Origin of the sequence: Bifidobacterium subtile (assembly GCF_000741775.1) — a bacterium.
In the GTDB taxonomy this organism is placed as follows: domain Bacteria; phylum Actinomycetota; class Actinomycetes; order Actinomycetales; family Bifidobacteriaceae; genus Bifidobacterium; species Bifidobacterium subtile.
Genome location: NZ_JGZR01000006.1, coordinates 275504 through 297037, shown reverse-complemented (window position 1 = coordinate 297037; position 21534 = coordinate 275504). Strand labels below are relative to the sequence as shown.

General features: G+C 60.4%; 16 protein-coding genes. 8 read left to right on the top strand and 8 right to left on the bottom strand.

All coding sequences use genetic code 11. From position 1 onward, the window contains the following. The first annotated feature begins 158 nt into the window (after positions 1 to 158). A complete protein-coding gene (locus BISU_RS05715; protein WP_034532457.1) occupies positions 159 to 2351 on the top strand; it encodes a glycosyltransferase in 2193 nt (730 codons plus the stop codon). Positions 2352 to 2516: 165 nt separating this feature from the next. Here BISU_RS05715 and BISU_RS05710 read toward each other — a convergent pair whose 3' ends face one another. From BISU_RS05710 to BISU_RS05700, 3 genes are all read right to left on the bottom strand, one after another. Then, positions 2517 to 3971, bottom strand: coding sequence for an ABC transporter ATP-binding protein (locus BISU_RS05710; protein WP_024463066.1), 1455 nt, complete (start codon positions 3969 to 3971; stop codon positions 2517 to 2519). Positions 3972 to 3988: 17 nt separating this feature from the next. Beyond that, a complete protein-coding gene (locus BISU_RS05705; protein ID WP_193039364.1) occupies positions 3989 to 4777 on the bottom strand; it encodes an ABC transporter permease in 789 nt (262 codons plus the stop codon). Positions 4778 to 5008: 231 nt separating this feature from the next. Beyond that, positions 5009 to 6196 (bottom strand): nucleotide sugar dehydrogenase, encoded by a 1188-nt coding sequence (locus tag BISU_RS05700; RefSeq protein WP_024463064.1) that lies wholly within the window; start codon positions 6194 to 6196, stop codon positions 5009 to 5011. Between the two features lie 156 nt (positions 6197 to 6352). Here BISU_RS05700 and BISU_RS05695 point away from each other — a divergent pair, with 156 nt between their 5' ends. From BISU_RS05695 to BISU_RS05685, 4 genes are read left to right on the top strand one after another with little or no spacing between them, the layout of a single operon-like run. Next, positions 6353 to 7180: a glycosyltransferase family 2 protein gene (locus tag BISU_RS05695; protein WP_202805562.1), complete on the top strand. Its 828-nt coding sequence runs from the start codon at positions 6353 to 6355 to the stop codon at positions 7178 to 7180. Then, positions 7147 to 7437: a hypothetical protein gene (locus BISU_RS12940; protein WP_202805561.1), complete on the top strand. Its 291-nt coding sequence runs from the start codon at positions 7147 to 7149 to the stop codon at positions 7435 to 7437. The genes BISU_RS05695 and BISU_RS12940 overlap by 34 nt, the downstream gene beginning before the upstream one ends. 20 nt (positions 7438 to 7457) lie before the next feature. After that, entirely contained in the window at positions 7458 to 8798 is a 1341-nt protein-coding gene (locus BISU_RS05690; protein WP_161787731.1) for a glycosyltransferase, read from the top strand. After that, complete coding sequence (locus BISU_RS05685) at positions 8795 to 9742, top strand: lysylphosphatidylglycerol synthase domain-containing protein (RefSeq protein ID WP_024463062.1); 948 nt, start codon at positions 8795 to 8797, stop codon at positions 9740 to 9742. The genes BISU_RS05690 and BISU_RS05685 overlap by 4 nt, the downstream gene beginning before the upstream one ends. 91 nt (positions 9743 to 9833) lie before the next feature. Here BISU_RS05685 and BISU_RS05680 read toward each other — a convergent pair whose 3' ends face one another. The 3 genes from BISU_RS05680 to rfbB form a co-directional block, all read right to left on the bottom strand. Further along, the gene (locus BISU_RS05680; RefSeq protein ID WP_024463061.1) at positions 9834 to 11387 is read right to left on the bottom strand and encodes a hypothetical protein; all 1554 of its coding nucleotides are present in this window, start codon (positions 11385 to 11387) and stop codon (positions 9834 to 9836) included. Positions 11388 to 11457: 70 nt separating this feature from the next. Then, complete coding sequence (locus BISU_RS05675; RefSeq protein WP_024463060.1) at positions 11458 to 12909, bottom strand: sugar nucleotide-binding protein; 1452 nt, start codon at positions 12907 to 12909, stop codon at positions 11458 to 11460. A gap of 97 nt (positions 12910 to 13006) precedes the next feature. Further along, the gene (gene rfbB / locus BISU_RS05670; protein WP_024463059.1) at positions 13007 to 14026 is read right to left on the bottom strand and encodes a dTDP-glucose 4,6-dehydratase; all 1020 of its coding nucleotides are present in this window, start codon (positions 14024 to 14026) and stop codon (positions 13007 to 13009) included. 304 nt (positions 14027 to 14330) lie between these two features. Here rfbB and BISU_RS05665 point away from each other — a divergent pair, with 304 nt between their 5' ends. Continuing rightward, on the top strand, positions 14331 to 14954 hold the full coding sequence (locus tag BISU_RS05665) for a hypothetical protein (protein WP_034532970.1): 624 nt from the start codon (positions 14331 to 14333) through the stop codon (positions 14952 to 14954). Beyond that, positions 14879 to 16384, top strand: coding sequence for a hypothetical protein (locus BISU_RS05660; RefSeq protein ID WP_034532969.1), 1506 nt, complete (start codon positions 14879 to 14881; stop codon positions 16382 to 16384). Before BISU_RS05665 ends, BISU_RS05660 begins: the two co-directional genes overlap by 76 nt. A gap of 151 nt (positions 16385 to 16535) precedes the next feature. On the opposite strand, the gene BISU_RS05655 is transcribed toward BISU_RS05660, so the two are convergent. Continuing rightward, a complete protein-coding gene (locus BISU_RS05655) occupies positions 16536 to 18851 on the bottom strand; it encodes a glycosyltransferase family 2 protein (RefSeq protein ID WP_024463057.1) in 2316 nt (771 codons plus the stop codon). 247 nt (positions 18852 to 19098) lie between these two features. Further along, positions 19099 to 19983 (bottom strand): glucose-1-phosphate thymidylyltransferase RfbA, encoded by an 885-nt coding sequence (gene rfbA / locus BISU_RS05650; protein WP_024463056.1) that lies wholly within the window; start codon positions 19981 to 19983, stop codon positions 19099 to 19101. 149 nt (positions 19984 to 20132) lie between these two features. On the opposite strand from rfbA, the gene BISU_RS05645 reads away from it, so the two are divergent. Continuing rightward, a complete protein-coding gene (locus BISU_RS05645; RefSeq protein ID WP_024463055.1) occupies positions 20133 to 21371 on the top strand; it encodes a glycosyltransferase family 2 protein in 1239 nt (412 codons plus the stop codon). Positions 21372 to 21534 lie beyond the last annotated feature (163 nt).

The following is a 21534-nucleotide window of genomic DNA, read 5'->3' as shown; positions in this document are numbered from 1 at the left end:
GCTGTGCCATCACCACCCGTGCCGCCTTCCGCGCATCGAACGCCTCGCCCTGTCGCGGGCAATTCTACCGTATCAACCATCGGACAAACTCGGGGTCTCGACGCAAGAAGAGCGTCAAGACCGAATGAACTTACGCGCGGTTCCATATAATGAAGACCATGCATACCACGTATCAGCCGGGCACCGAGACGGAGACCCAGGCTTGGGAGGCCGTCAACCGCGTCGTATTCCCATTGAGCGACCAGGACCTGGTGCTGCCCCTATATGCCATCGAATGGACGAGACCGCACCTCACCGACGATGTGTTCAACCCTCGCCTTGATATGGAAAGCATGCAGTTCGGCAGCATGAACGGCAAAGCCGTCCGGCATCTGCTCAACGAAAGCATCGAGCGGCATGCAGACACCGCCGCCAGCGACGTGTTCACCGTCGACTCGCGCCATGCGATGACGGTGCTCTCCGGCAGGCATGTTTCGCTGTGCACATTCTTCAACGCGTTTCCGGCCAGCTATTGGAAGCGTTGGACGAATATCAGCAGTGTGCGGTTCAGCGCGAAGGTGCACGGCAAGGGCGAGATCGCGCTGTACAAATCATCGGGCCGAGGCCTGTTCTCGGCGCTTGACACCATTCGGGTCGACACCACGCGGGATGACGCGGCGGCTGCCGGCGCATTGTCTGGCAACGCAGCGCCCGACGATGCCGCGCCTGGCAGCGCAGCACAGGCTGGGTTCTCCGACGATGCCAATCCCGCCGGCTTCGAAACGGTCGAAACCGTGCTCCCCATGAGCGGCTTGATCGACGGCGGATACTTCTGGTTCGATGCCAAAGCGAGCAACGATTCGACACTGCAATTCGAAGACGCGCAGTGGTCGGTGCCGCGCCGCGAGAATATGGCAGCTTCTGGCGGCAGCAGCGACACCGGCACCGCTAAGAGCACAGGCAGCGCCAACACCACCCTGTCGATCGCCATCACCACCTTCAACCGGGCCAAGTACTGCCTGCGCCAGCTACAGACCATCGCGCACGAGCCGGCGCTGGTGGCACGCCTCGACACCATCTACTGCACCGACCAAGGCACTGATCTGGTGAGGGATCTGCCCGGCTTCGAGCAGACAGCGCAGGAGCTGGGCAGCCAGCTGACTTACCTGCGCCAGACCAACATGGGCGGTTCGGCCGGCTTCTCGCGCGGCATGTACGAGACGCTCAAGGCGGGCACCAGCTCGTACACGCTGCTGCTGGACGACGACGCCATCAGTGAGCCGGAGGCAATCCTACGCGCGGTGCAGTTCGCCGACTACGCCAAGCAGCCCACCATCGTAGGCGGCGGCATGCTGCACTTGGACAATCGCACCGTGCTCTACACGCAGGGCGAACGCTTCGACGCCGCCAGCGTATGGATGAAGCCTTCGCAGGGATTGGATTACAATCATGACTTCGCGCGCTTCCCGCTGCGCGATTCGCCCGAGCGCCACCGGCGCATCGACTCGGATTTCAACGGCTGGTGGATGTGCCTCATCCCGACGGCCATCATGAAGGAGATCGGCCTGTCGATGCCCTTCTTCATCAAATTCGACGACACCGAATACGCGCTGCGCGCCGCCGAGCACGGCTACCGCACGGTCTGCCTGCCCGGAGTAGCCGTGTGGCATCAGGCCTGGCATGACAAGGACCCGTCCAGAACATGGGAATGGTACTTCTTCCAGCGCAACCGGTGGATCTGCGGCCTGCTGCACTGCCCCAAGCCCAGCAGGCGTCTTGCCTACGAAATGCTGTACAGCGACATCAACGTCGGTCTCAAGCTCGTGTATTCCGCCTTGCATCTGCAGCATATGGGCCTGCGCGATATCCTGCGCGGGCCGCAGTACATCCTCGATTCCATGCCCGGCAAGATGGCGGAGGTCCGTCAGGAGCGCCAAAGCTTCGACGACACCACGCTCATCGCCGACGTGGACGAGCTGCCTGCGCCAGCCCGCGAATTCACCATTCTCGGCACGCCCACCACGTCGAAGGCCATCAAGAAAAGCGGCCTGAAGGCCATCGTCAAGGCGCTGACCTCTCGCGGCAGCGGCGTCAAAGACGTCCGGCCAGACGTGGCCGTCCCCGCCGATCAGGCCATCTGGCGCTCCTTCGTCGGCGTGAATTCCGCGCTGGTCACATCGCCTGACGGCAGCACCGCAGCGTGGTGCAAACGCGACAGCGCGCTCTTCAGAAGGCAGCTGCGCGAAGGGCTGCGCATGTCCCGCACGCTGCTCAAGCACTGGGACCAGCTGTCTCGCGAATACCGGGAGGCCGACATAGCCAGCGTCGACGCCTGGGGCAAGGTGTTCAAGGAGCAGACCATAACGGACTAGGCACATTGCGTCCGGATTGTAGCGCTACCGTGCGGGGAACGCTACAAAACTGCCTATAACCGTCGCTTAATGTCCGTTTTGTAGCGTTAGCCACGTCCTAACGCTACAAAACGGACGATACCCAAGTCTTACAGACCGTTTTGTAGCGACAGGCCACCATTAGCGCTACAAAACGGATTCGTTCTGAGCGCCCTGCCCGTCTTCGGCTGCCGACCCGGCAGGCCCAGCAGCCACCGTCCCAACGGATCCAGCGGCCGCCAGACCAGCAGCCGCCTGCTTCGCCAGCTCCTCTTCCATGAGCCTGTCCGCAGTGGCCTTGGCTCCCCCGATCCAGCGGTAGTCCATGGACCACTTGTTGATCAGCGCGAAATTATCCTTGCCCTTGGGATCGCTCACCACGAAGTCGCAGGAGTTCTCCTCGTTGCTGAACGCGACCATCTCCACCTTGAGCGGGTCGTGCCTGTCCCTGGTGTGCAACGACACGGTGATGCGGAATTTGCCGTTGTTGAAGAGCTTCATCGGTACGGCAAGATGGACCTTGTGGCGGCCGTACTCGTAGAGGTCGAAGCTGTCGCCGAAGCACACGCCGCCGCGCTGCATGTCGTGCATGGCCAGCGCCATATAGAACGGCGTGCCCTCCTCGTTGAATTCGTATTCGGCGTCAAACGCGAAGTCGCCGTCGATGAGGCTTGCGGGCGAGCCTGCCGGGCGCACATTGAGCACGGGAACGCGCGCGCTCAGGCCCGTGGGGTATTCGTCCTCCTCCTCGTTGTGCTCCGTCGCGTCCTTCGTCTTGAGATTCTCGATCGTGTAGCGGTCGGCGACGTCATCCTTGTTGCCGCTTACGATGATCTCGCCGTCTTTGATGAGAATGGCCTTGTTGCAGTATTTCTTGACCGATTCCATGCTGTGCGTCACGAGGATGACCGTCTTGGTGGGGTCCTGCTTGATTTCGGTGAAGAAGTTGTCGCATTTGCGCTGGAAGGCCTCGTCGCCGACGGCGAGCACCTCGTCGAGCACCAGAATATCGCCCTGCGCCTTGATGGCCACGGAGAACGCGAGTCGCACCTGCATGCCGGAGGAGTAGTTCTTGAGCTTCTGGTCCATGAATTCGCCAAGCTCCGCGAAATCGACGATGTCGTCGTACATCGCGTCGATCTCATCGCGGCTGAAGCCCAGCAGCGCCCCGTTCAGGTAGACGTTTTCACGCCCGGTGAGCTCGGGGTTGAATCCGACGCCCAGCTCGATGAAGGGCACGAGCTTGCCGACGGTTTTCACGGTGCCTTTCTCGGGCACGTAGATGCCGGAGATGATCTTCAGGAGCGTCGACTTGCCGGAGCCGTTGCGCCCGACGATGCCGAAGAAATCGCCCTGCTTCACCTCGAAGCTGATATCCGTGAGCACTTCCTGCTCGGTGTAGCCCTTGACGCCGCGCGTCCAGTTGAGGAAGGCCATCTTCAGGCCCGTGGCCTGCTCGGTGGGCAGACGGAAGGATTTGGCCACATGGTCCACGGCCAGCACGACCGGGCGATCGGCATCGATGACCTGCTTCGCGTTCTGCGCAGCCTCCTGCGCAACGGCTTCCTTCACCGCATTCTCCCCTGCCGCATTCTCCGCCATCACATTCTCCTCTGTCATTAGAGCACCTCGGCGAACTTCGCGCTGTACTTGCGGAACACGTGCACGCCAAGCCACAGAATCAGCAGTGTCAGCACGTACGGCAGCAGCCTGAGCCACGGGTTGCCGATCATCGTCCAGACGGTATCGACGTAATCCGGCGCCAGCAGGTTGCGGCGGACGTCCATGATCACCTGCGTCGAAGGATTGAGCATGAGAATCTTGGCCGCCCAAGCGAAGTTCGGCTGGCTGGTGATCATGGAAATCGGGTAGATGACCGGCGTCGCATAGAACAGTCCCTGCAGCACGACTTCCCAGATATGCGAGACATCGCGGAAATAGACGTACAGCGTCCCCAGCAGCAGGGCCACGCCGAGCGCCAGCAGGTAGAGCTGGATGATGCTGAAGGGCACGAGCAGCACCCACCAGGTGAACTCCGCCTTGCCGAAGATGCCGAAGAAGATGATGACCACAAGATTAATGAGCAGCGAGATCATCGACCCCATCGTGGTGGAGGCCACGATGATGTAGTTCGGGAAGTGGATCTTGCGCAGCAGGTCTCCGCGATCCACGATCGCGCGCATGCCCATGCCCGTCGCCTCGGAGAAGAAGCTCCACAGGCAGGTGCCGCACAGCAGCGAAACCGCGTACGTCGGCGTGCCGTCGCTGAATCGCAGGAAGCGCACGAATACCACGTACATCACGGCGAAGAGCATCAGCGGCTTGAGCACCGACCATAGCACGCCGAGGAACGACCCCTGGTAGCGCAGCTTGAAGTCGGTTTTCACCAGCTCCTTGAGCACCACCATCGCGTAGTGGTATCGATGCTGGAGATTTTCGATCACGGTCTTCACAAGCGTCCTATCCTAGCAGTGCCGCTTCCTGGGCGACGATCCGATTTCCGGCTGCCCGCCCGCGGCGTTCTGCACCATTGTATTGGATGCACGGCACCGCGAGGCTCGGCGAGCAATGCCACACAAGTCCCTTACGGATGAGCGCATGGAATCCGCTCAGAAGCCGCTTCCTCTGCTCCCTATTTCCTATTCCTTATGCCACAAATCGCGCGTGTAGGTTTTGCCGGCGACGTCAGCGAGCTCGTCGGTCATGCGGTTGCATACGATCAGGTCGCAGGACTGCTTGAAGCGATCGAGGTCGGCGGTCACCTGGTAGCCCTCGTACTCGCCGCCCTGCACGCTCGGCTCGTAGATCACAAAGGGTATGCCCTTCTCGTCCAGCCGCTGCATGATGCCCTGAATGGAGCTCTGCCGGAAGTTGTCGGAGCCCTTCTTCATGACCAGCCGGTAGATGCCGACGAGCTTGGGATGATGCAGCGCGATCTCGTCTGCAATGAAGTCCTTGCGCGTGGCGTTGGATTCGACTACGGCGCGGATCAGCGTCTGCGGCACATCCTGGAAGTTCGCGGGCAGCTGCTTGGAGTCCTTGGGCAGGCAGTAGCCGCCGTAGCCAAACGACGGGTTGTTGTAGTAGTCGCCGATGCGCGGGTCCAGGCATACTCCTTGGATGATCTGCGACGCGTCGAGGCCGCGCGATTCGGCGTAGGTGTCCAGCTCGTTGAAGTACGACACACGCAGGGCCAGGTATGTGTTGGCGAACAGCTTGATGGCCTCCGCCTCGGTCGCGCCGATGAGCATATGCGGGATATCCTCGTCTTCGGCGCCTTGAGACAGCAGCCCGATGAAGCGTTCGCCCAGCTCGCGCAGCGCAGGCGAACCTTTGCTCGGCACTCCGACCACGATGCGCGACGGGTGGAGATTGTCGTACAGCGCCTTGCCTTCGCGCAGGAACTCCGGCGAGAAGATGATATGCAGATTGCTGTAACGCGCTGCGATTCTTTCCGTGTATCCCACCGGAATCGTGGACTTGATGACGATGCACGCCCCGCAGCCGCGTCGCTGCAGCTCGTCGAGCACCGATTCTATCGACGAGGTGTCGAAGTAGTTGCGCTCCTCGTCATAATTGGTCGGCGTGGCGATGACAACGAATTCGGCCTTCTCGTACGCCCACTCCGCGTCCATCGTGGCGGTCAGATCGAGTCTGCCCGAGGCGAGGAATTCGGAGATCTCCCGGTCCTTGATCGGCGAGACGCCCTCGTTGATCTGCCGCACCTTGCCTTCCACGATATCCAGCGCCCGAACAGTGTTGTGCTGCGACAGCAGGCAGGCAAGCGACAATCCGACGTAGCCGGTACCAACGATGGTAATATTCATGATTCCTTACCATAGCAGCCTGCGGTGGGCACCGCGCAGAGGAGGCGCAGCGGTTCCCGGCGCGAGGCCTGCGCAGCCCCGAGCTCTCGGCCGAAGCGAAATTCTCGCGTACTGCCTACAATTGCCATCAGCATCACGTAACGACTCGAAGGAACCATGAAGCTTTTCATCCAGATTCCCTGCCTGAACGAAGAGGCGACCCTTCCGCTCGTTCTGGCCACAATTCCTACGGACATACCGGGCATCGACGATATCCAGCTGATGATCATTGACGACGGCTGCACGGATAACACTGTTGCCGTGGCCCGCAGCCTTGGCGTGCAGCATGTGGTGCACCACGCCAAGCCGATGGGGCTGGCGCGCGCGTTCCGCGATGGCGTGGACTATGCGCTCAAGCACGGCGCGGATATCGTGGTGAACACGGACGGCGACAACCAGTATCCCAGCGAGGCGATCGGCGAGCTGGTTCAGCCCATCGTCCGCCATGAGGCCGATATCGTGGTCGGCGACCGCCAGACCGCGAAAATCAGCGAGTTCAGCGGCTTCAAGAAGGCCATGCAGCATTTCGGCTCGTGGGTCGTCAATAAGGCCGCCGGCACGCATATCCCCGATGCGGCGAGCGGATTCCGCGCCTATTCGAAGCGTTCGCTGATCCAGCTCAACATCGTCACCGAGTTCAGCTACTGCATGGAGACGATCATCCAGGCGGGCAACAAGCGCATCGCCATCGCCTCGTACGCCATCACCACGAACCCCAAAACCCGCGAATCGCGGCTCTTCTCAAATATCTTCGAGCATATGGCCAAGTCGGGCGGGGCGATCATCCGCAGCTTCCTGATGTTCAAATCCAACGTCATCTTCAAATGGGCGGCGCTGATCTTCGGCGTGCTGGGGCTGGTTCCGATCATCCGTTTTTGGTGTTCTCCTTCCAAGGCGACGGCTCGGGGCATGTGCAGTCCATGCTGCTCGGCGTCGCCCTGCTGATGATCGCTTCGGTATGCATCGCGCTGCAGATCATCTCCGAGGTGCAGCGCATCCAGCGCCGGCTTGTGGAGGACGAACTCGAACGCACCAAGGAGATCCAGTACTCCGCGCCATATCAGGCCATCTGGGCGAGCCAGGACGAATGGGGAGCGTTCATGGATTCGCCGGAAGGCGGCGCTGGCAACGCCGATCGCACCGACCGCACCTCTCGCACTGCTTCCGCTGCGCAGCCGGATTCGACGATATCCGCCGCATGAAGCAATTCGATGAGTCACGCATGGCGCACAATACCGAGGCAGACAGCACCATGGCACGCGCCAACGCCAGCACCGGCGCGGCGCACAGCGACGTACCGCAGCATGATGCCCGCCCAACGGTTTTGGCGTTCGGCACCTACAATGCCCGCAAGCACCCTCGCGTCGGCATCCTTATCGACGGTTTGCGCAAGAACGGCTGCATCGTTGAAGAGGTCAATCATCCGCTTCGGCTTTCAACCGCGCAGCGCGTCGAAATACTTCAGCGGCCTTGGAAGCTGTTCGGTTTCGCGTGGAATCTGCTGCGGCTCTGGCTGTCATTGCGCAAGGATGCGCGTGCATGGGTGCGGGCGAACGGCAGGCCTGCTGCCGTGCTGGTCGGCTATATGGGCCATTTCGACGTGCTGCTCGCCCATCATCTCTTCGCCGGCGTGCCGATTATCCTCGACCATCTCATATTCGCAGGCGACACTGCTCAGGATCGCGGCGCGCACGGCTTGAAAGTCCGCTTACTGCAGCGCTTGGACCGATGGGCGATCAACGCCGCCACCCTGGTGCTGGTCGATACCGAAGAGCATGGGCGCATGCTCAAGCCTTCCGACGCCAGCATGGTCGTTCCGGTCGGCGCTCCCGAGCAGTGGTACGAGGCTTCGCAGCATGAGGCAGCACAACAGCGCGAGGCTGTCGAGGCTATCAAGGCAGCCGAGGCAAGGAAAAGCCTGCCCGACATCGTGTTCTACGGCCTGTATACGCCGCTGCAGGGCACGCCCATCATCGCCCAGGCGTTGCAGCGCCTCGCAGACCGAGGACTGCGTCCGCATGTGACCATGGTCGGCAACGGGCAGGAGTATCAGGAGGTCCGTCGCCTTACCAGGCAGCTGGGCAATATCGAATACCGGTCATGGGTCGAGCCCGAGCAGCTGCCCGCGCTGGTGGCGACGCATGATATCGCCCTAGGAATCTTCTCCACGACGCCCAAGGGTCTGCGCGTCGTGCCCAACAAGGTCTACCAATCGATGGCGGCCGGATGCGCGGTGATCACCAGCGACACCGCCCCCCAGCGCAGAATGCTTGGCGACGGCGTGGTATACGTCGCAGCGGGCGACGCGGATGCTCTTGCGGATGCCTTGGAACGCCTGCTGAGGCAGCCGGAGGCCCTGGAGCATGCCCGGCTGCATGCCGCAGCGGCGGCGAGGCGCTTCACCGACGTGACGGTGGCGCGTCCGCTATACGAGTGGATCGCCGCCTTGCCTAACGGCAACATTGCCGGCATCGAAGAAGCCGGCAACACCGACGCCGCCGACGATAGCAGCGATGCTGAAAACACTGCAGACGCTGCCCGACCGCAAATGAGAACGGCATGAAAACACTGCGCACCGTCATCGGATCCTCCGTCACGCGATGGGCTTTCCTCGCCATAGCGCTCGCAGGGCTTGCCTGGGCCGTCATCAAGAACTGGTCATCGCTTATGGCCGCCCTCAGCGTGCTGCCTGCATGGGCCGCCATGACAAGCGTGCTGCTCGCCGTCTGCTATGTCTTCTTCACGATGTGGTCTTGGCGCGTCATTCTTGCGGATCTGGGAACGCCGCTCGATTGGAATGTCTCGACGCAGCTCTTCGGCATCAGTCAGATAGGAAAGTACATTCCCGGAGGCGTATGGAATATCGTCGCTGCGGCGCAGATCGGACGCGATCATGATATTCCGGCCCGGCGTTCGGTGACGGCGATGACGGTCGCCGTGCTGATTTCGCTGCTTTCCGGTGTGGGCATCGGCGCCGTCACGCTTATGACCACGGCGCAGGCCATACAGATTCCCAGCTGGGCGATTTTGCTGGTGCTGGCGGCATTGCTCGTCATGCTCACTCCGCCGGTGCTCAATCGCCTCATCGCATTCGGCTTCGCGCTGCTTAAGCGCCCTGGCCTCGAGCAACCGTTGACTTTCCGTGGTCTCGGCTTGTCGACGCTGCTGGCATCCGCGGCTTGGGTTCTTGCCGGCATGCAGATCTGGGTGCTCGGCATCGGTTTCGGCATGAAGCCGGATGCGCCCGGACTGCTGCTGTCTGTAGGCGCCTATGCCCTGGCCTGGGTCGTGGGATTCCTTGTCGTCTTCGTGCCTGCGGGGACGGGCGTGCGCGAAAGCGTGCTCGGATTGTTCTTCGCGGGCGTGCTGAGCACCGGGGCCGTGCTGGCCGTCGTGCTGGTCAGCCGCATCGCCATGACCCTTGCCGATCTGCTTTTCGCAGGCGCGGGAGCCCTGCTCTCAGCGCATGCGAAAAGGCGCGGAAGGTCCGACGAGAAGCAGCCCTAGTTTCGCTGTTCACCTTCGGCTCCACTGGTCAGCGATATCGCTGCTTCCATTCCTATTCGCGCTGCTAATCTCGCCCGGCCGCCCCTCGTCGTCAGGCCCGCGCTGCCGACGAGTCTGCCGGTGATGCTGAAAGCAACCGGGCCAAGCGGGAAAGGCATGCAAGCGCTATAGCCGTGCCGACGCAGGATGCGGCGACGGATGTCCACGCTCCGATGCGCAGCGCCGGCCCTGCTCCTTCCAGAATTCCCTTCGCGCGGAAGGGCCATATGCGATGTGCTTCATACAGGAACGCAATCAGCCGAATAAGCAGCCAAACGCCCGCCATTGCTGCCCATAGCCGGCCATGCCTGACCCATTGCGTAAATCCCACGGCGATGATTGACGCGAACACGAACGAGATCAGGCTGAAGTACACGGCGTTGTCGCTGCCGCCCTGTTTGTAGAACAGCACTTGCTGGACGAAAGTCCCGCCAAAGGCGCACAGCAGCAAGGCGATCATGGCGATGTCGGCGCGAGCGTGTGATGCACGTTCCGATGATTCCGACAATTCCAACGATTGCGATGCCTGAAGAGTCTTGAAAGCGTGGGCCAGCCATCGGCATATGCCGAATGTTCCTAGGCCTAATGGCACGAGCGTCAGCGCCGATACGAAAGCCCAGCCCCATGACGTGGCCGTCACCGACGAATTCTGATATTGCGACATGGCGTGCTTGTAGAAATCCGGATTTGCCAAGGCCTGCGCGAAGGTGATGTGGATATTCCGATGCAGATTCGCCTCGGCCCACTGCGGCTGGGAACCGGTGAAATTCCCCGACAGCCTGTGCAGCCGGACATAGAACCATCCGGAGGAGAGCACCGCCAAGGTCCCCGGCGCCAGCACCATGACCACCGCATCGCGGATTCGCCGCGCGCCAGCCATCATCCCTATCAGCAGCACAAGAAGGCATAGCGCCATAATGGGAACCGTGGAAAGGCGAGTGAGCGGCGCCAGCGCGACGATGAGCATCCACCATGCGATTTGCCTTGTGGAATATCGGTACGGCAATGTTCGCAGCAGCTGCGCGGTCATGCCGATCAGCAGCGTCACCCATAGCGTCGAAAGCGTGTAGTTCAGCACCACAGACGGCAGGCAGCGATTCGATGCCACGATAAGCGGCATCAGCATCGAAGCCGCCGATTCGCGGCCAGCGATCCACTGCGCCGCCCACCGCGAGGCGACGATAAGCGCGATTCCCAACAGATACACCAGCACCCGTATGGCCCATATGCCGCGAATCGGGTGATGTATGGTGTCGAATATCAGAAACACCGGTACTTCAAGCAGATAGAACAGCGGCGGATGCTGATATCGCCACTGCACCGCATCGGAATAATCGGCATGGAAAGGATTGAACTGAGGACCGCCAAAAAAGGTCGGGAGATGCCCTTGCGTGATCTGATACACGTAGTCGATCTCCAGCGTTTCATCGAAACTGAAAAACGGCGGCCATACGATGTTCTGCCAAAGTTGCCCGGCGGAATATATCAGGATTGCGGCGGCAAACAGCAGTTGCCCTGCGAGTCTGGCATGCGGGGAAAGCGTCTTGCCGCCCGGGATCGCATGATGGTTCGGCTCCGTTGCGGTGTGGATTACGCTGGCGTTCATGGCTTACGACGAACCCATAGCGCGATGAATACTGCTATTCCGCCCGTGTCTCACACACATGGGCCAGTAATCATTGGTTCGCATCTAGGTCTTTCAGGTATTGGCTGAGACTGTCGCGCCAGTCTGCTGGCGTGTAGCCGAAGGCTTCGATCTTGTCCAAAGCCAGCGTGCTGTGCGCCGGACGCGGGGCGATGGGGCCTTTCGCGTTCGCGTAGTACTCGCCCGTGCTCACCGGCTGCACTTTGCTCCCGTTGCCGTTGCGCAGATCGAACACGGTTCTGGCGATCTCCTGCCAGCTGGTCGGCTCGCCCTCGCCGGTCAGATCGTACACGCCATACGCCGCGCCTGAATCCAGCAAGTGCAGTATCGCCCTTGCCATATCCGCGGCGAATGTGAGCCGGCCGATCTGGTCGTCCACGACAGTGACCTGCCCCAGCCTGTCATCCGGATTCGCGACCCGGTCCGACAGGCCCGCCATCGTGCGCACGAAATTCCCGCCCTCGCCGATTACCCAGCTGGAGCGCAGGATGTAGTGCCTCGGCGAGCCGGCAACCGCCAGGTCGCCCGCCGCCTTCGACTGGCCGTACACGCTTAGGGGACTGAGGGCCTCGCATTCGTCATGAATCGTCTGCGTCCCGTCGAACACGTAATCCGAGCTGACATGCGCCAGCGTCAAGCCATGCTCGGCCGCCACCCGCGCCAGCAGCGCCGGGCCTTGGGCGTTCGCCCGCCACGCATCCACGCGCCCCTCGGGGGTCTCGGCCTTGTCCACTGCCGTGTATGCGCCAGCATTGACGATCGCGCCGTACATATCCCAGTCGTACGCCTCGTAGGCGGCTGGATCCGCGATGTCGAAGTCCTCCCGGTCCGTGAACTCGAAGCCGGTCAAGCCACGCTCCTGCACCAGGCTTTGGATAGCGCGGCCCAGCTGGCCGTGGGCGCCCGTCACCAGCGTCTTCTTCGGCACCATGGGCACCACGTCCTTGAGGAGCGGATGGTTCTTGTCCGCCTGGGACAGCTCGCACTGCTCCAGCGGTATCGGCCAGCCAATGCCCAGCGCCGGGTCGGCCAGGTTCACGAAGGTGTACGACTTCTTCTGCTCCAGACTCCAATGCGCGTCCACCAGATACGTGTACGCCGTCCCATCTGCCAGCGCCTGGAAGCCGTTGGCCACCCCGCGCGGCACATAGATCGCCTTCGACGGGTCCAGCCGGGCCGTCACCACACGGCCGAACGAATCGCCCGGGCGCAGATCCACCCACGCGCCGAACACCTCGCCAGCTGCAATCGAGATGAACTTGTCCCATGGTTCGGCATGCAGACCGCGCGTCACCCCCCGGGTCGCGTTATAGCTCACATTGTTCTGCACGACCCTCAGATCCGGCACGCCCAGAGCCGTCATCTTCGCCCGCTGCCAGTTCTCCTTGAACCAGCCGCGGTTGTCGCCATGCACCGACAGATCCAGCAGCAGCAAACCCGGAATGCCCGTACGCTCGACCTTGAGATCACGCTCAAACTCCACCACAACCACCCTCTCCTATACATTATCCGATGATTCGCTGCGCATCCGCCTCATTGCCGGCTACGCAGGGCTGTGCAATCCGCGGCACAAAGACAGTCTACTGCCCTTGCGCCTGATATCGTGCTTCAGTGGCGGCCTTCACCGGCTCCCACCACTCGCGATGCCCCGCATACCAGTCCACCACGTTCCTGAGCCCCGACTCGAAATCGGTGTGCTGCGGTCTCCAGCCCAGCTCGCGGCGCAGCTTCGACGAGTCGATCGCGTACCGCCGGTCATGGCCCGGCCGGTCGCGCACCCAGTCGAAATCGTCCTCCGGCCGGCCCATCACGCGCAGGATGTCGCGCAAGACCGTGATATTGTCTCGCTCGCCGTCAGCGCCAATCAGATACGTCTCGCCCAGCCGGCCCCGCGTGAGAATCGTCCACACCGCCGAACTGTGGTCCCCGGTATGGATCCAGTCGCGCACGTTGCGGCCATCGCCATAGAGCTTGGGCCGCACGCCGTCCAGGATGTTCGTGACCTGGCGGGGAATGAACTTCTCCACATGCTGGTACGGCCCGTAGTTGTTGCTGCAATTGCTGATCGTGGCCCGTACCCCGTACGTGCGATGCCACGCCCGCACCAGCAGATCGCTCGAGGCCTTCGAGGACGAATACGGCGAGGACGGCCGGTACGCCCGCTCCTCCACGAAACGCTCCGGATCATCCAGCGCCAGATCCCCGTACACCTCGTCCGTGCTGATGTGATGGAAACGCACCCCGTACTTCCTCGCCGCCTCCAACAGGCGGAACGTGCCCATCACGTTCGTGGACACGAACGGCTCCGGGTCCGCGATCGAATTGTCATTATGCGACTCCGCCGCGAAATGCACGATCGCATCGCACCCCGGCACAACACGATCCAGCAACTCCGCGTCACGGATGTCCCCATGCACGAACGAGACACGATCGCCCAGCACGTCACGGATATTGTCCAACCGCCCCGCATACGTGAGCGCATCCAACACCACCACACGCACATCAGGCTGGTTCTCCACCACCCAACGCACGAAATTCGAGCCAATAAACCCACACCCGCCAGTCACCAGAACACACTGCGGCGCAAAAAGTTCAGTCATAAGCCGCTATTCTACTGAAATGGGCCTATATGCGCCGCGTTTCGAACTCGATCGAAATCATGCCCCCCCTGCCTTCCTCCGACCTTGTTTGTACCGTTATTGTCTGCAACCCATCCGGGAAACCGCAACAGGCCAGTACAATGCTCTGAAAGAACTCGCATACGAATGTAGTGCCCGGTATTGGGTATGGTTAAGCATCATGAGCATAGGACCAGAATCAGCAACACGATTCCCGCGAACCATCAGGAAATGTACGGCATGGCTGCAGCATCACCGAATTCTCGCCCTAAGCGTCTTGTGGCTTATGCTCTTCGGCGCGGTGACGCTTATACCGCTGCCTGCTGTGAACATAACCTATACAGCGGTTTTCGACCAATCTCCGGGTAACGTTACCTTCGCTTTCGACCGCAATGACGCTTTCCCTGCATCATCCTCGCAGCCCGCAGCCATCGAAGGCAATCAGGCCACCATACTTCTCGACCCTCTGAATCAGGATTCGAAGTCCCTCAACATAACGGCTCTGGCAAACGATCTTGCCATCAAATCCCTTGAGGTCAACGTGGCCGTTCCGCACAACGCCATCAATTACGGAGTGCTTTCCATACCCGGCAAAACCATCGAAAACGGCACGGATGCCGACTCATCAACTTTTTCCTTATCCGCCGACCAGCTCACGCGCATCAGAGCCACAAGCCAGCGAAAATCAGCGGTGAAGCCAGTGCTTTGGACCGTCCTCAGCTTGATTTATCTCATGGTTCTTGTGCGCATGACCGCGCTCAAACGACTTTCCAAACCGTATTTCGCAGTGCTCCTGTTTGCTGCGTTGTGCATTGCGGTCTTTTTAGCCAATCTATGGGCTTCTTCGGGGCCCCATCCCACTACCGCCTGCTCGCGGCGGCCCTTGTGCTCATACTGGTCGCCGCATTGATTGTCAACTATCTGGCAGGAACCCGATGCGGCATCAAAGGCAGACGCGCCATCATCCTCGCCGATTACGGAGGAATCCTCGCGTTCGCGCTGCTGCAAGCCCGCTACTTCATGCAGCAACTAGGCGGGTTCCCCGATGAACCCGCCCATCTGTCATACATCGCCTACATGAAGCTGCATGGCGGCTGGCTGCCGGACTTCAGCGCAATGCGTATCTACCATGACACGCAGCCCGGCATGCTCTCGCTTGCTGAGAACTCAGCAAATCAGTTCAATTATCTCGGGCATCCTCCGCTTTACTACAAAATCATGAGCTTGGTCGGTGCGCTACGAGTTAATGGCAATAATGTCAGCTACGATCTGACTCGGCTGCGAATTATCTCGCTTGGCATCGGCGTAGCTGGTCTTCTGCTGCTGTTCTATATCGCTTATACACGGCTGCAGCAAGTGCCGCTCATGCAGCTGCTATTTGCGCTAATTGTTATCTCGCCTGCGAACATGGTATTTGGTATGAGTGGACTGTCCAATGACACTTTGGCGCTCCTCACCGTCAGCATCTTCACACTGGGAATCATCCGATTTGCCGAGGCGCGATGTGACTGGGTGACGTATCTTCTTATCGCCATAGGCATTAGCGCAACCGTGCTCACGAAACTCACCGCCGGTATGATAGTCGTCACCGCCGCGCTGCTCGTGCTGTTCTACACCGTCGTCATCAAGCGCAAGCCCAAGATGGTACGACAGACGTCCTTCTATCTCACGCTTCCCATCTACCTGATTCCCATTGCATATTTCCTGACGCTGTATTCCCGCTTCCACACCATTCAGCCCAGCTACCAGCGTTTGGCATTCAGCGAATACGTGACCAGCGGCATGTACGCGCCTATCGCCGACCGCACACCGATGGCGCCGAGCGCATACGCGCAATATTTCTTTACTCAGTTTCTTAATAACTGGTCTTCGATTGTGGGCCATGTGCCGGTAACCCGCCCTGGCACAACGCCGTTCACCTTCGATGCCATTGCCGTGACGCTTATATTCTTGGCGCCATTGGGCCTGTTCCTCTTCCGGCGGAGTCGCCGCCAGAGATACTTCGTCATGGGGTACATCGCGATTCTCGTCGTGACTGCGTACCAATTCAAAACCGCCGCAACCGGCTTCTATTCCCATGGTTATCTTGGCGGCACTCAGGCCCGTTATTACCAATGCGCCATAGGACTGTTCGCACTGTCCATCATATGGATGCTTTCGCAACTGCTGCTTGCGGCAAATTCTCAGGAAGACACGACGATGCAATTTCGACCAAGCGGCTCTGGGCAGGCGGCAGCACTCCCGCAGCTCAGCGCATTGGGGACGGCTGTCGTCATAGGGCTTTCCTTGTTGCTGCTCTACGACGGCTTCATCAGCACGTTCCTTCTCAGCGGAAGGTAAACAACACGAGCATATTATGCTTCGGCAGCTCAGCCAAGACAACTGTTCCTAGCGCCGCCGCCGACCTCGGCGATGCCGGCGCCCGAGCAATCAGCCAAACCCGCAGGCGCACAATCATGCGCTGCCCTGCCATCATCGCGCGCTATCGTTATCACGCGATCTTGAAATGGCCATTGTACTGGTCGAGATTGATGTTGACGAAATGCCCGCGCTCAAGATTCGGCCATGCGCTGAAGAACCTGAACTTCTCGTTTTCCAGCCGCTTCAGTTTGCGCACATCGAGGTCATCGCGGCCATGACTGCTGCTTTCGCGATGATAAAGTGAGGCATCCGGGTCGAACACCGTCACATAGCCGTGTTGCTTTGCCTTTAGACAGATATCGACATCATTGAGTGAGACGGCGAAATCCTCATCAAACCCGCCGACCTCGTCGAATACCTTCCGGCTGATCATCTGGCAGGCACCGGTCACCGCCGCCATATCCGAGGGGAAGCGCAGCAGGTTCATGTACCCAGTGCCGTTCTCCGAGAAATTCTGATTGATGTAGTCAAGGCCGCCGGGCACGACCAGCACGCCGCCATGCTGGACCAAGCCATCGTAGTTGTAAAGCTTTGCGCCAACCACGCCCACATCAGGGCGTCCGAAGAAGTTGACCATGGAACCAAGCCAGTCGCCGTTGATAACCTCGGTGTCGTTGTTGAGAAAGAGCATGATGTCGCCCTTGCACTGGCTGGCGCCGAAGTTGCAGATCGCGGAATAGTTGAAGCCCTGCCCCGGCCAGGTAACGACCCGAATGCGCTGCGAACGACGCTGGATCTCCTCATAATACTCAAAAGTGGCATCATCCGTGCTGTTGTTTTCGACGCAGACGATCTCGTAGTTGTCGTATGCGGTTTTGTCTACGATGGATTCCAAACACACAGACAGCATATCCGCATGATCTTTGGTGGGAATGATGATACTGATCAAAGGCTTCTGCTGCGACTGGTAATCCACAGCATATGTACATGGCACAGCGCGGTCGTGAACTGCAACGTCAAGACCCATCCGCTCAAAATGCTTGTGCAACGCAATCGACCCGGCCTCAACCGCATAGGGTTTGCTGCCGATGGACACGCTGGTGGAGTTCGCGTGCTCTCGCCAGTGATACAGCATGTAGGGCACATTGTGAATCGATCGCGCCACCTGGGAGCATTTCAGGGTGAGATCATAGTCCTGCGCGCCGGCGACTTCCGGCCCTGACAGTTCAATCTGCGACAGAGCATGCCGGCTCACCATCAGCATATGCGTAATGTAATTGTGGGTGTATAGCAGATCCGGATTGAAATCAGGTTTGAAGGTGGGCCATTCGTAGTGGTCGGTTTTCAGATGGTCTTCGTCGCAGTACATCAGATCCGTCTGTGGATCCTCCTGAACCACAGACATATATCGGTACAGCGCATCCGGCTCTATGGTGTCATCATGATCGACGAATGCGAGATAATCGCCCTCTGCCGCCTCGATGCCCACATTCGTGTTCTCGGATATGCTCAGGTTTTCTGCGACTATGACCCTGATGCGCGGGTCATCGAACTCGGCCAGTACAGCATCCACGGCTGGATATACACCGCTGACATTGACCAGAATCAGTTCGAAGCGCCCATAGGACTGAGCCAAAACCGACGCGATCATGGCCCGCAGATACGCAGCCGGAGTGCGAAACACCGGCGTAACGATGCTGATAAGCGGCCGATTATCCCATTGTGAGCACCGGCGGCGCTGCCGAATCACATCCGCTGGCGTCGCGCGGTGGCGCTCGAACCATTCGGGGTACTGCGGATCTTGCGAAGCATGCCGCAGCTCTTCAGTCGCGCCATTGGTAAAGCCATCGACATCGCTAGGCCATAAGCAGGCAAAACAGCCTTGCGCCGCAGGAGCACCGTGCTGCACCACATTGACGCATAACGTACGATCCGAGCCGCGCAGCCGCACCGAATAACTCAGCTCCCTGAGCATCGAGTGGCGATCGTGACGATCAGGAACCACGCAGTCTTCAAGCATCTGCATATTCGCGCCCACCGAGTTGCCCGCCGCATCGACTACAAAGGCCTCGTACCGCGCGCCAGCCTCATAAGGCACAGTCGCGTGGAAGCGACATGTCACCGCGTCAGCAGTGAGGCAATAGATGCCCGTCACATACACATAGGGCTGGCCGGAAAACCGACGTTGGTCAATATCACGCAGCTGCATCGCCTCATTGTGGTGCCTGCGATACAACAAACGGGACTTGATCTTGGACGCCAACGGACTGAATGGGAAGGAGAACACCGTCTGCTCAGCAGCCGGGTCGTCAAACATGTCAACGGCAAGTTTCGTGTCGTCAAGCAGCGGCACCGCGACTGCGAATACACGCGCATTCATGCTTTGGTCCTGCACTACGGCACCAGCACGAGCCGCAATCTCCGGATCCTCGCCATTGCGCGTCATCTCATATACTGCGCACGCTAACGACGTACCATTCCCAGTAGTAGCAGAAGCATAAAGTCTATCTGCCGAAACCCCTTCAGTTGCAATCTTCACATACCCTTTGCCATTGCCCCGGCACAGTCCCAGAATCTTGTAGCTCAATGTAGACTCGACTTTCCTTTATTTCTGCCCAATTCACGAATCACCGTCAGCATTCATCACGGATAACGGCAGCACACACAGCCAGCCGCCGTAAAGCATACTCCCGCTAGGAGAACAGCCGTTCCTCGGCCACTTGGCGCAAATGCTGCCCGTAGTTCGATTTGCCATAGGACTTCGCCGCGGCCTCCAAGGCGTCGCGCGAGATCCAGCCATGCTCGTAGGCGATCTCCTCGGGCACGGATATCGGCAGGCTCTGCGAGCGCTCGACCGAGCGCACGAACTCGCCCGCCTCATAGAGCGATTCCATCGTGCCGGTGTCCAGCCACGCATACCCGCGCCCCAGCGTGCCTACGTGCAGCGAGCCGTCATCGAGATAGAGCTGATTGAGATCGGTGATCTCCAGCTCGCCTCGGGCAGAGGGCCTGACCTGCTTGGCCAGGTCGACCACGCGCGAATCGTAGAAATACAGCCCGGTCACCGCGTAATGCGACTTGGGGTGCGCCGGCTTCTCCTCGACGGAAACCGCCTTGCCGTGCTCGTCGAACTCGATGACGCCGAAGCGTTCAGGGTCGTCGACGTAGTAGCCGAACACCGTCGCCTCGCCGTCATGCGCTCGCCGCACCGCTTCGGCAAGCTGCTTCGAGAGGCCGTTGCCGTAGAAGATATTGTCGCCGAGCACCAGCGCGCAGGGATCGCCATCGATGAACTCCTCGGCCAGCAGGAAGGCCTGCGCCAGGCCATCGGGGGACGGCTGCACCTTATAGCTCAGCGACAGCCCGAAGCGCGAGCCATCGCCGAGCAGCCGCTCGAAGTTCGGCAGGTCCTGCGGCGTGGAGATGATGAGAATGTCGCGGATGCCGGCCAGCATCAGCGTCGACAGCGGATAGTAGATCATCGGCTTGTCATACACCGGCAGCAGCTGCTTGGATGTGACCGACGTCAGCGGGTACAGGCGCGTGCCCGAGCCCCCTGCGAGAACGATGCCTTTCATAGGTGCACGGAATCCCTTCCACATTGAACGTCGTGTTACTGATTCGCGGTTCGCAACGTTGCCCGGGAAGTGGCGAACCACTGACCAGCGAACCCTCATCGCAGGCGAACCTCTTAGCCATAGTACCGTCTATGGGAAATAATGGGCGTATGCCTGTTCTTTCGATCGTCATCCCCGCCTACAACAACACGCACTACCTGCCCGAATGCATCCGCAGCATCACCGCGCAAGAAGTGACTGACCTCGAAATCATCGTTGTCGACGATGCCAGCACCGATGCCACATATGCGACGGTTCAGGAGCTGGCTCAGGCGGATTCGCGCATCATGGCGCTTCGCCACACCAGCAATCAGGGCACGCTGGCGGCCCGCACCACCGGCGTAGCGGCGTCGACGGGCGACTACGTGATGCTCGTCGATCAGGACGACGAGCTGGCGCCCGGAGCCTTGCAGCAGCTTCTGGCCACCGCCCAGGCGCACCCGGCCGATATCTACCATTTCGGCGTGCGCGTGGAGGCCGCGAATCCCGAGGCGAGGCAGGCGGCAGGCGGCATGACCGGCTTTCTTACGCCCACGCCGCGCGAGCTCGAAGGCGCGGACATTCTGCGCACGCAATTCGCCGAAATCGGCGGCTTCGACTGGCATGTCCATCACAAGATGTTTCAGGGCGACACGATTCGCCGCGCCTACGCCGCCGCCGAACGCACACGGCTGCTGCTCTCCGACGACCTGTACATGAGCTTCATCGTCGACTCGATGGCGGCACGCTATTACGCCATCCCCTCTTCGCCGTGGTACATCTACCACTTGGGACGCGGCGACACCTTCGGGTCGGCCTTGACCATCGAAGGGCTCGACGTCCTTGCCGCCCGCGACGCCAAGGCGCTGGCGCTGGTCCGTGCATATGCTGCAAGTTCTCAGGCTCCCGACCGCTCAGACTGGAAGACCTGCATCGACAATGTGCGCGACCGACTCGTCGAGCACGCGATGAACGAGTGGAAGGACAATCTTCCCGCTGCGCTGCAATCGCAGGGATTGGACGCCGTCGTGCGCTCCTGGCAGCCCGATGCGGTATGCGGCGAGCTGTATCGCTACATCAGGGATGCGGCATATGCCTATCTGCAGGCTGGCGACAAGGCCGATAACAAGCCGTCCGCACGCACGGTCGCCGCCAAGCAGGAGGCGCTGCGATACCTCACCATGGCGTCTCAAGTCGAACGCGTGTTTGACCCAGCACAGTCCGCCAATCGCCGATACCACGCCATGCGCGACATCGCATACAGCCATCTGCGCGACGCCGGTCTCATCGCGGCAACCGAATCCGCCGCCGCGCCGGAGCAGCAGCACGGCCTGCGCACCTTGTTCCGCCGCAGGCATCATAACGGATAACATAACAACGAATAACATAACGGCTGGCGGCGCAGTGCGCACGGCCGCCAGCCCAACAGCAAAGAGCCGGGCAGCCTTCGCCGCCATCACATTGCCCACGCCACATTTCGCTTGCTACAGTATTATGGGTACAGCCAACGCAGCTACCAGCCAATGCGGCACC

What these genes read in the sequence shown, in the direction of transcription:
- BISU_RS05655 (WP_024463057.1), bottom strand. Translation starts at nt 18,851, where the DNA reads ATGACGCGCAATGGCGAGGATCCGGAGATTGCGGCTCGTGCTGGTGCC.
- BISU_RS05715 (WP_034532457.1), top strand. Translation starts at nt 159, where the DNA reads ATGCATACCACGTATCAGCCGGGCACCGAGACGGAGACCCAGGCTTGG.
- BISU_RS05660 (WP_034532969.1), top strand. Translation starts at nt 14,879, where the DNA reads ATGGGCTTCTTCGGGGCCCCATCCCACTACCGCCTGCTCGCGGCGGCC.
- BISU_RS05700 (WP_024463064.1), bottom strand. Translation starts at nt 6,196, where the DNA reads ATGAATATTACCATCGTTGGTACCGGCTACGTCGGATTGTCGCTTGCC.
- BISU_RS05665 (WP_034532970.1), top strand. Translation starts at nt 14,331, where the DNA reads ATGCTCTTCGGCGCGGTGACGCTTATACCGCTGCCTGCTGTGAACATA.
- BISU_RS05680 (WP_024463061.1), bottom strand. Translation starts at nt 11,387, where the DNA reads ATGAACGCCAGCGTAATCCACACCGCAACGGAGCCGAACCATCATGCG.
- rfbA (WP_024463056.1), bottom strand. Translation starts at nt 19,983, where the DNA reads ATGAAAGGCATCGTTCTCGCAGGGGGCTCGGGCACGCGCCTGTACCCG.
- BISU_RS05710 (WP_024463066.1), bottom strand. Translation starts at nt 3,971, where the DNA reads ATGGCGGAGAATGCGGCAGGGGAGAATGCGGTGAAGGAAGCCGTTGCG.
- BISU_RS05685 (WP_024463062.1), top strand. Translation starts at nt 8,795, where the DNA reads ATGAAAACACTGCGCACCGTCATCGGATCCTCCGTCACGCGATGGGCT.
- rfbB (WP_024463059.1), bottom strand. Translation starts at nt 14,026, where the DNA reads ATGACTGAACTTTTTGCGCCGCAGTGTGTTCTGGTGACTGGCGGGTGT.
- BISU_RS05705 (WP_193039364.1), bottom strand. Translation starts at nt 4,777, where the DNA reads ATGGTGGTGCTCAAGGAGCTGGTGAAAACCGACTTCAAGCTGCGCTAC.
- BISU_RS05690 (WP_161787731.1), top strand. Translation starts at nt 7,458, where the DNA reads ATGGCGCACAATACCGAGGCAGACAGCACCATGGCACGCGCCAACGCC.
- BISU_RS05645 (WP_024463055.1), top strand. Translation starts at nt 20,133, where the DNA reads ATGCCTGTTCTTTCGATCGTCATCCCCGCCTACAACAACACGCACTAC.
- BISU_RS05695 (WP_202805562.1), top strand. Translation starts at nt 6,353, where the DNA reads ATGAAGCTTTTCATCCAGATTCCCTGCCTGAACGAAGAGGCGACCCTT.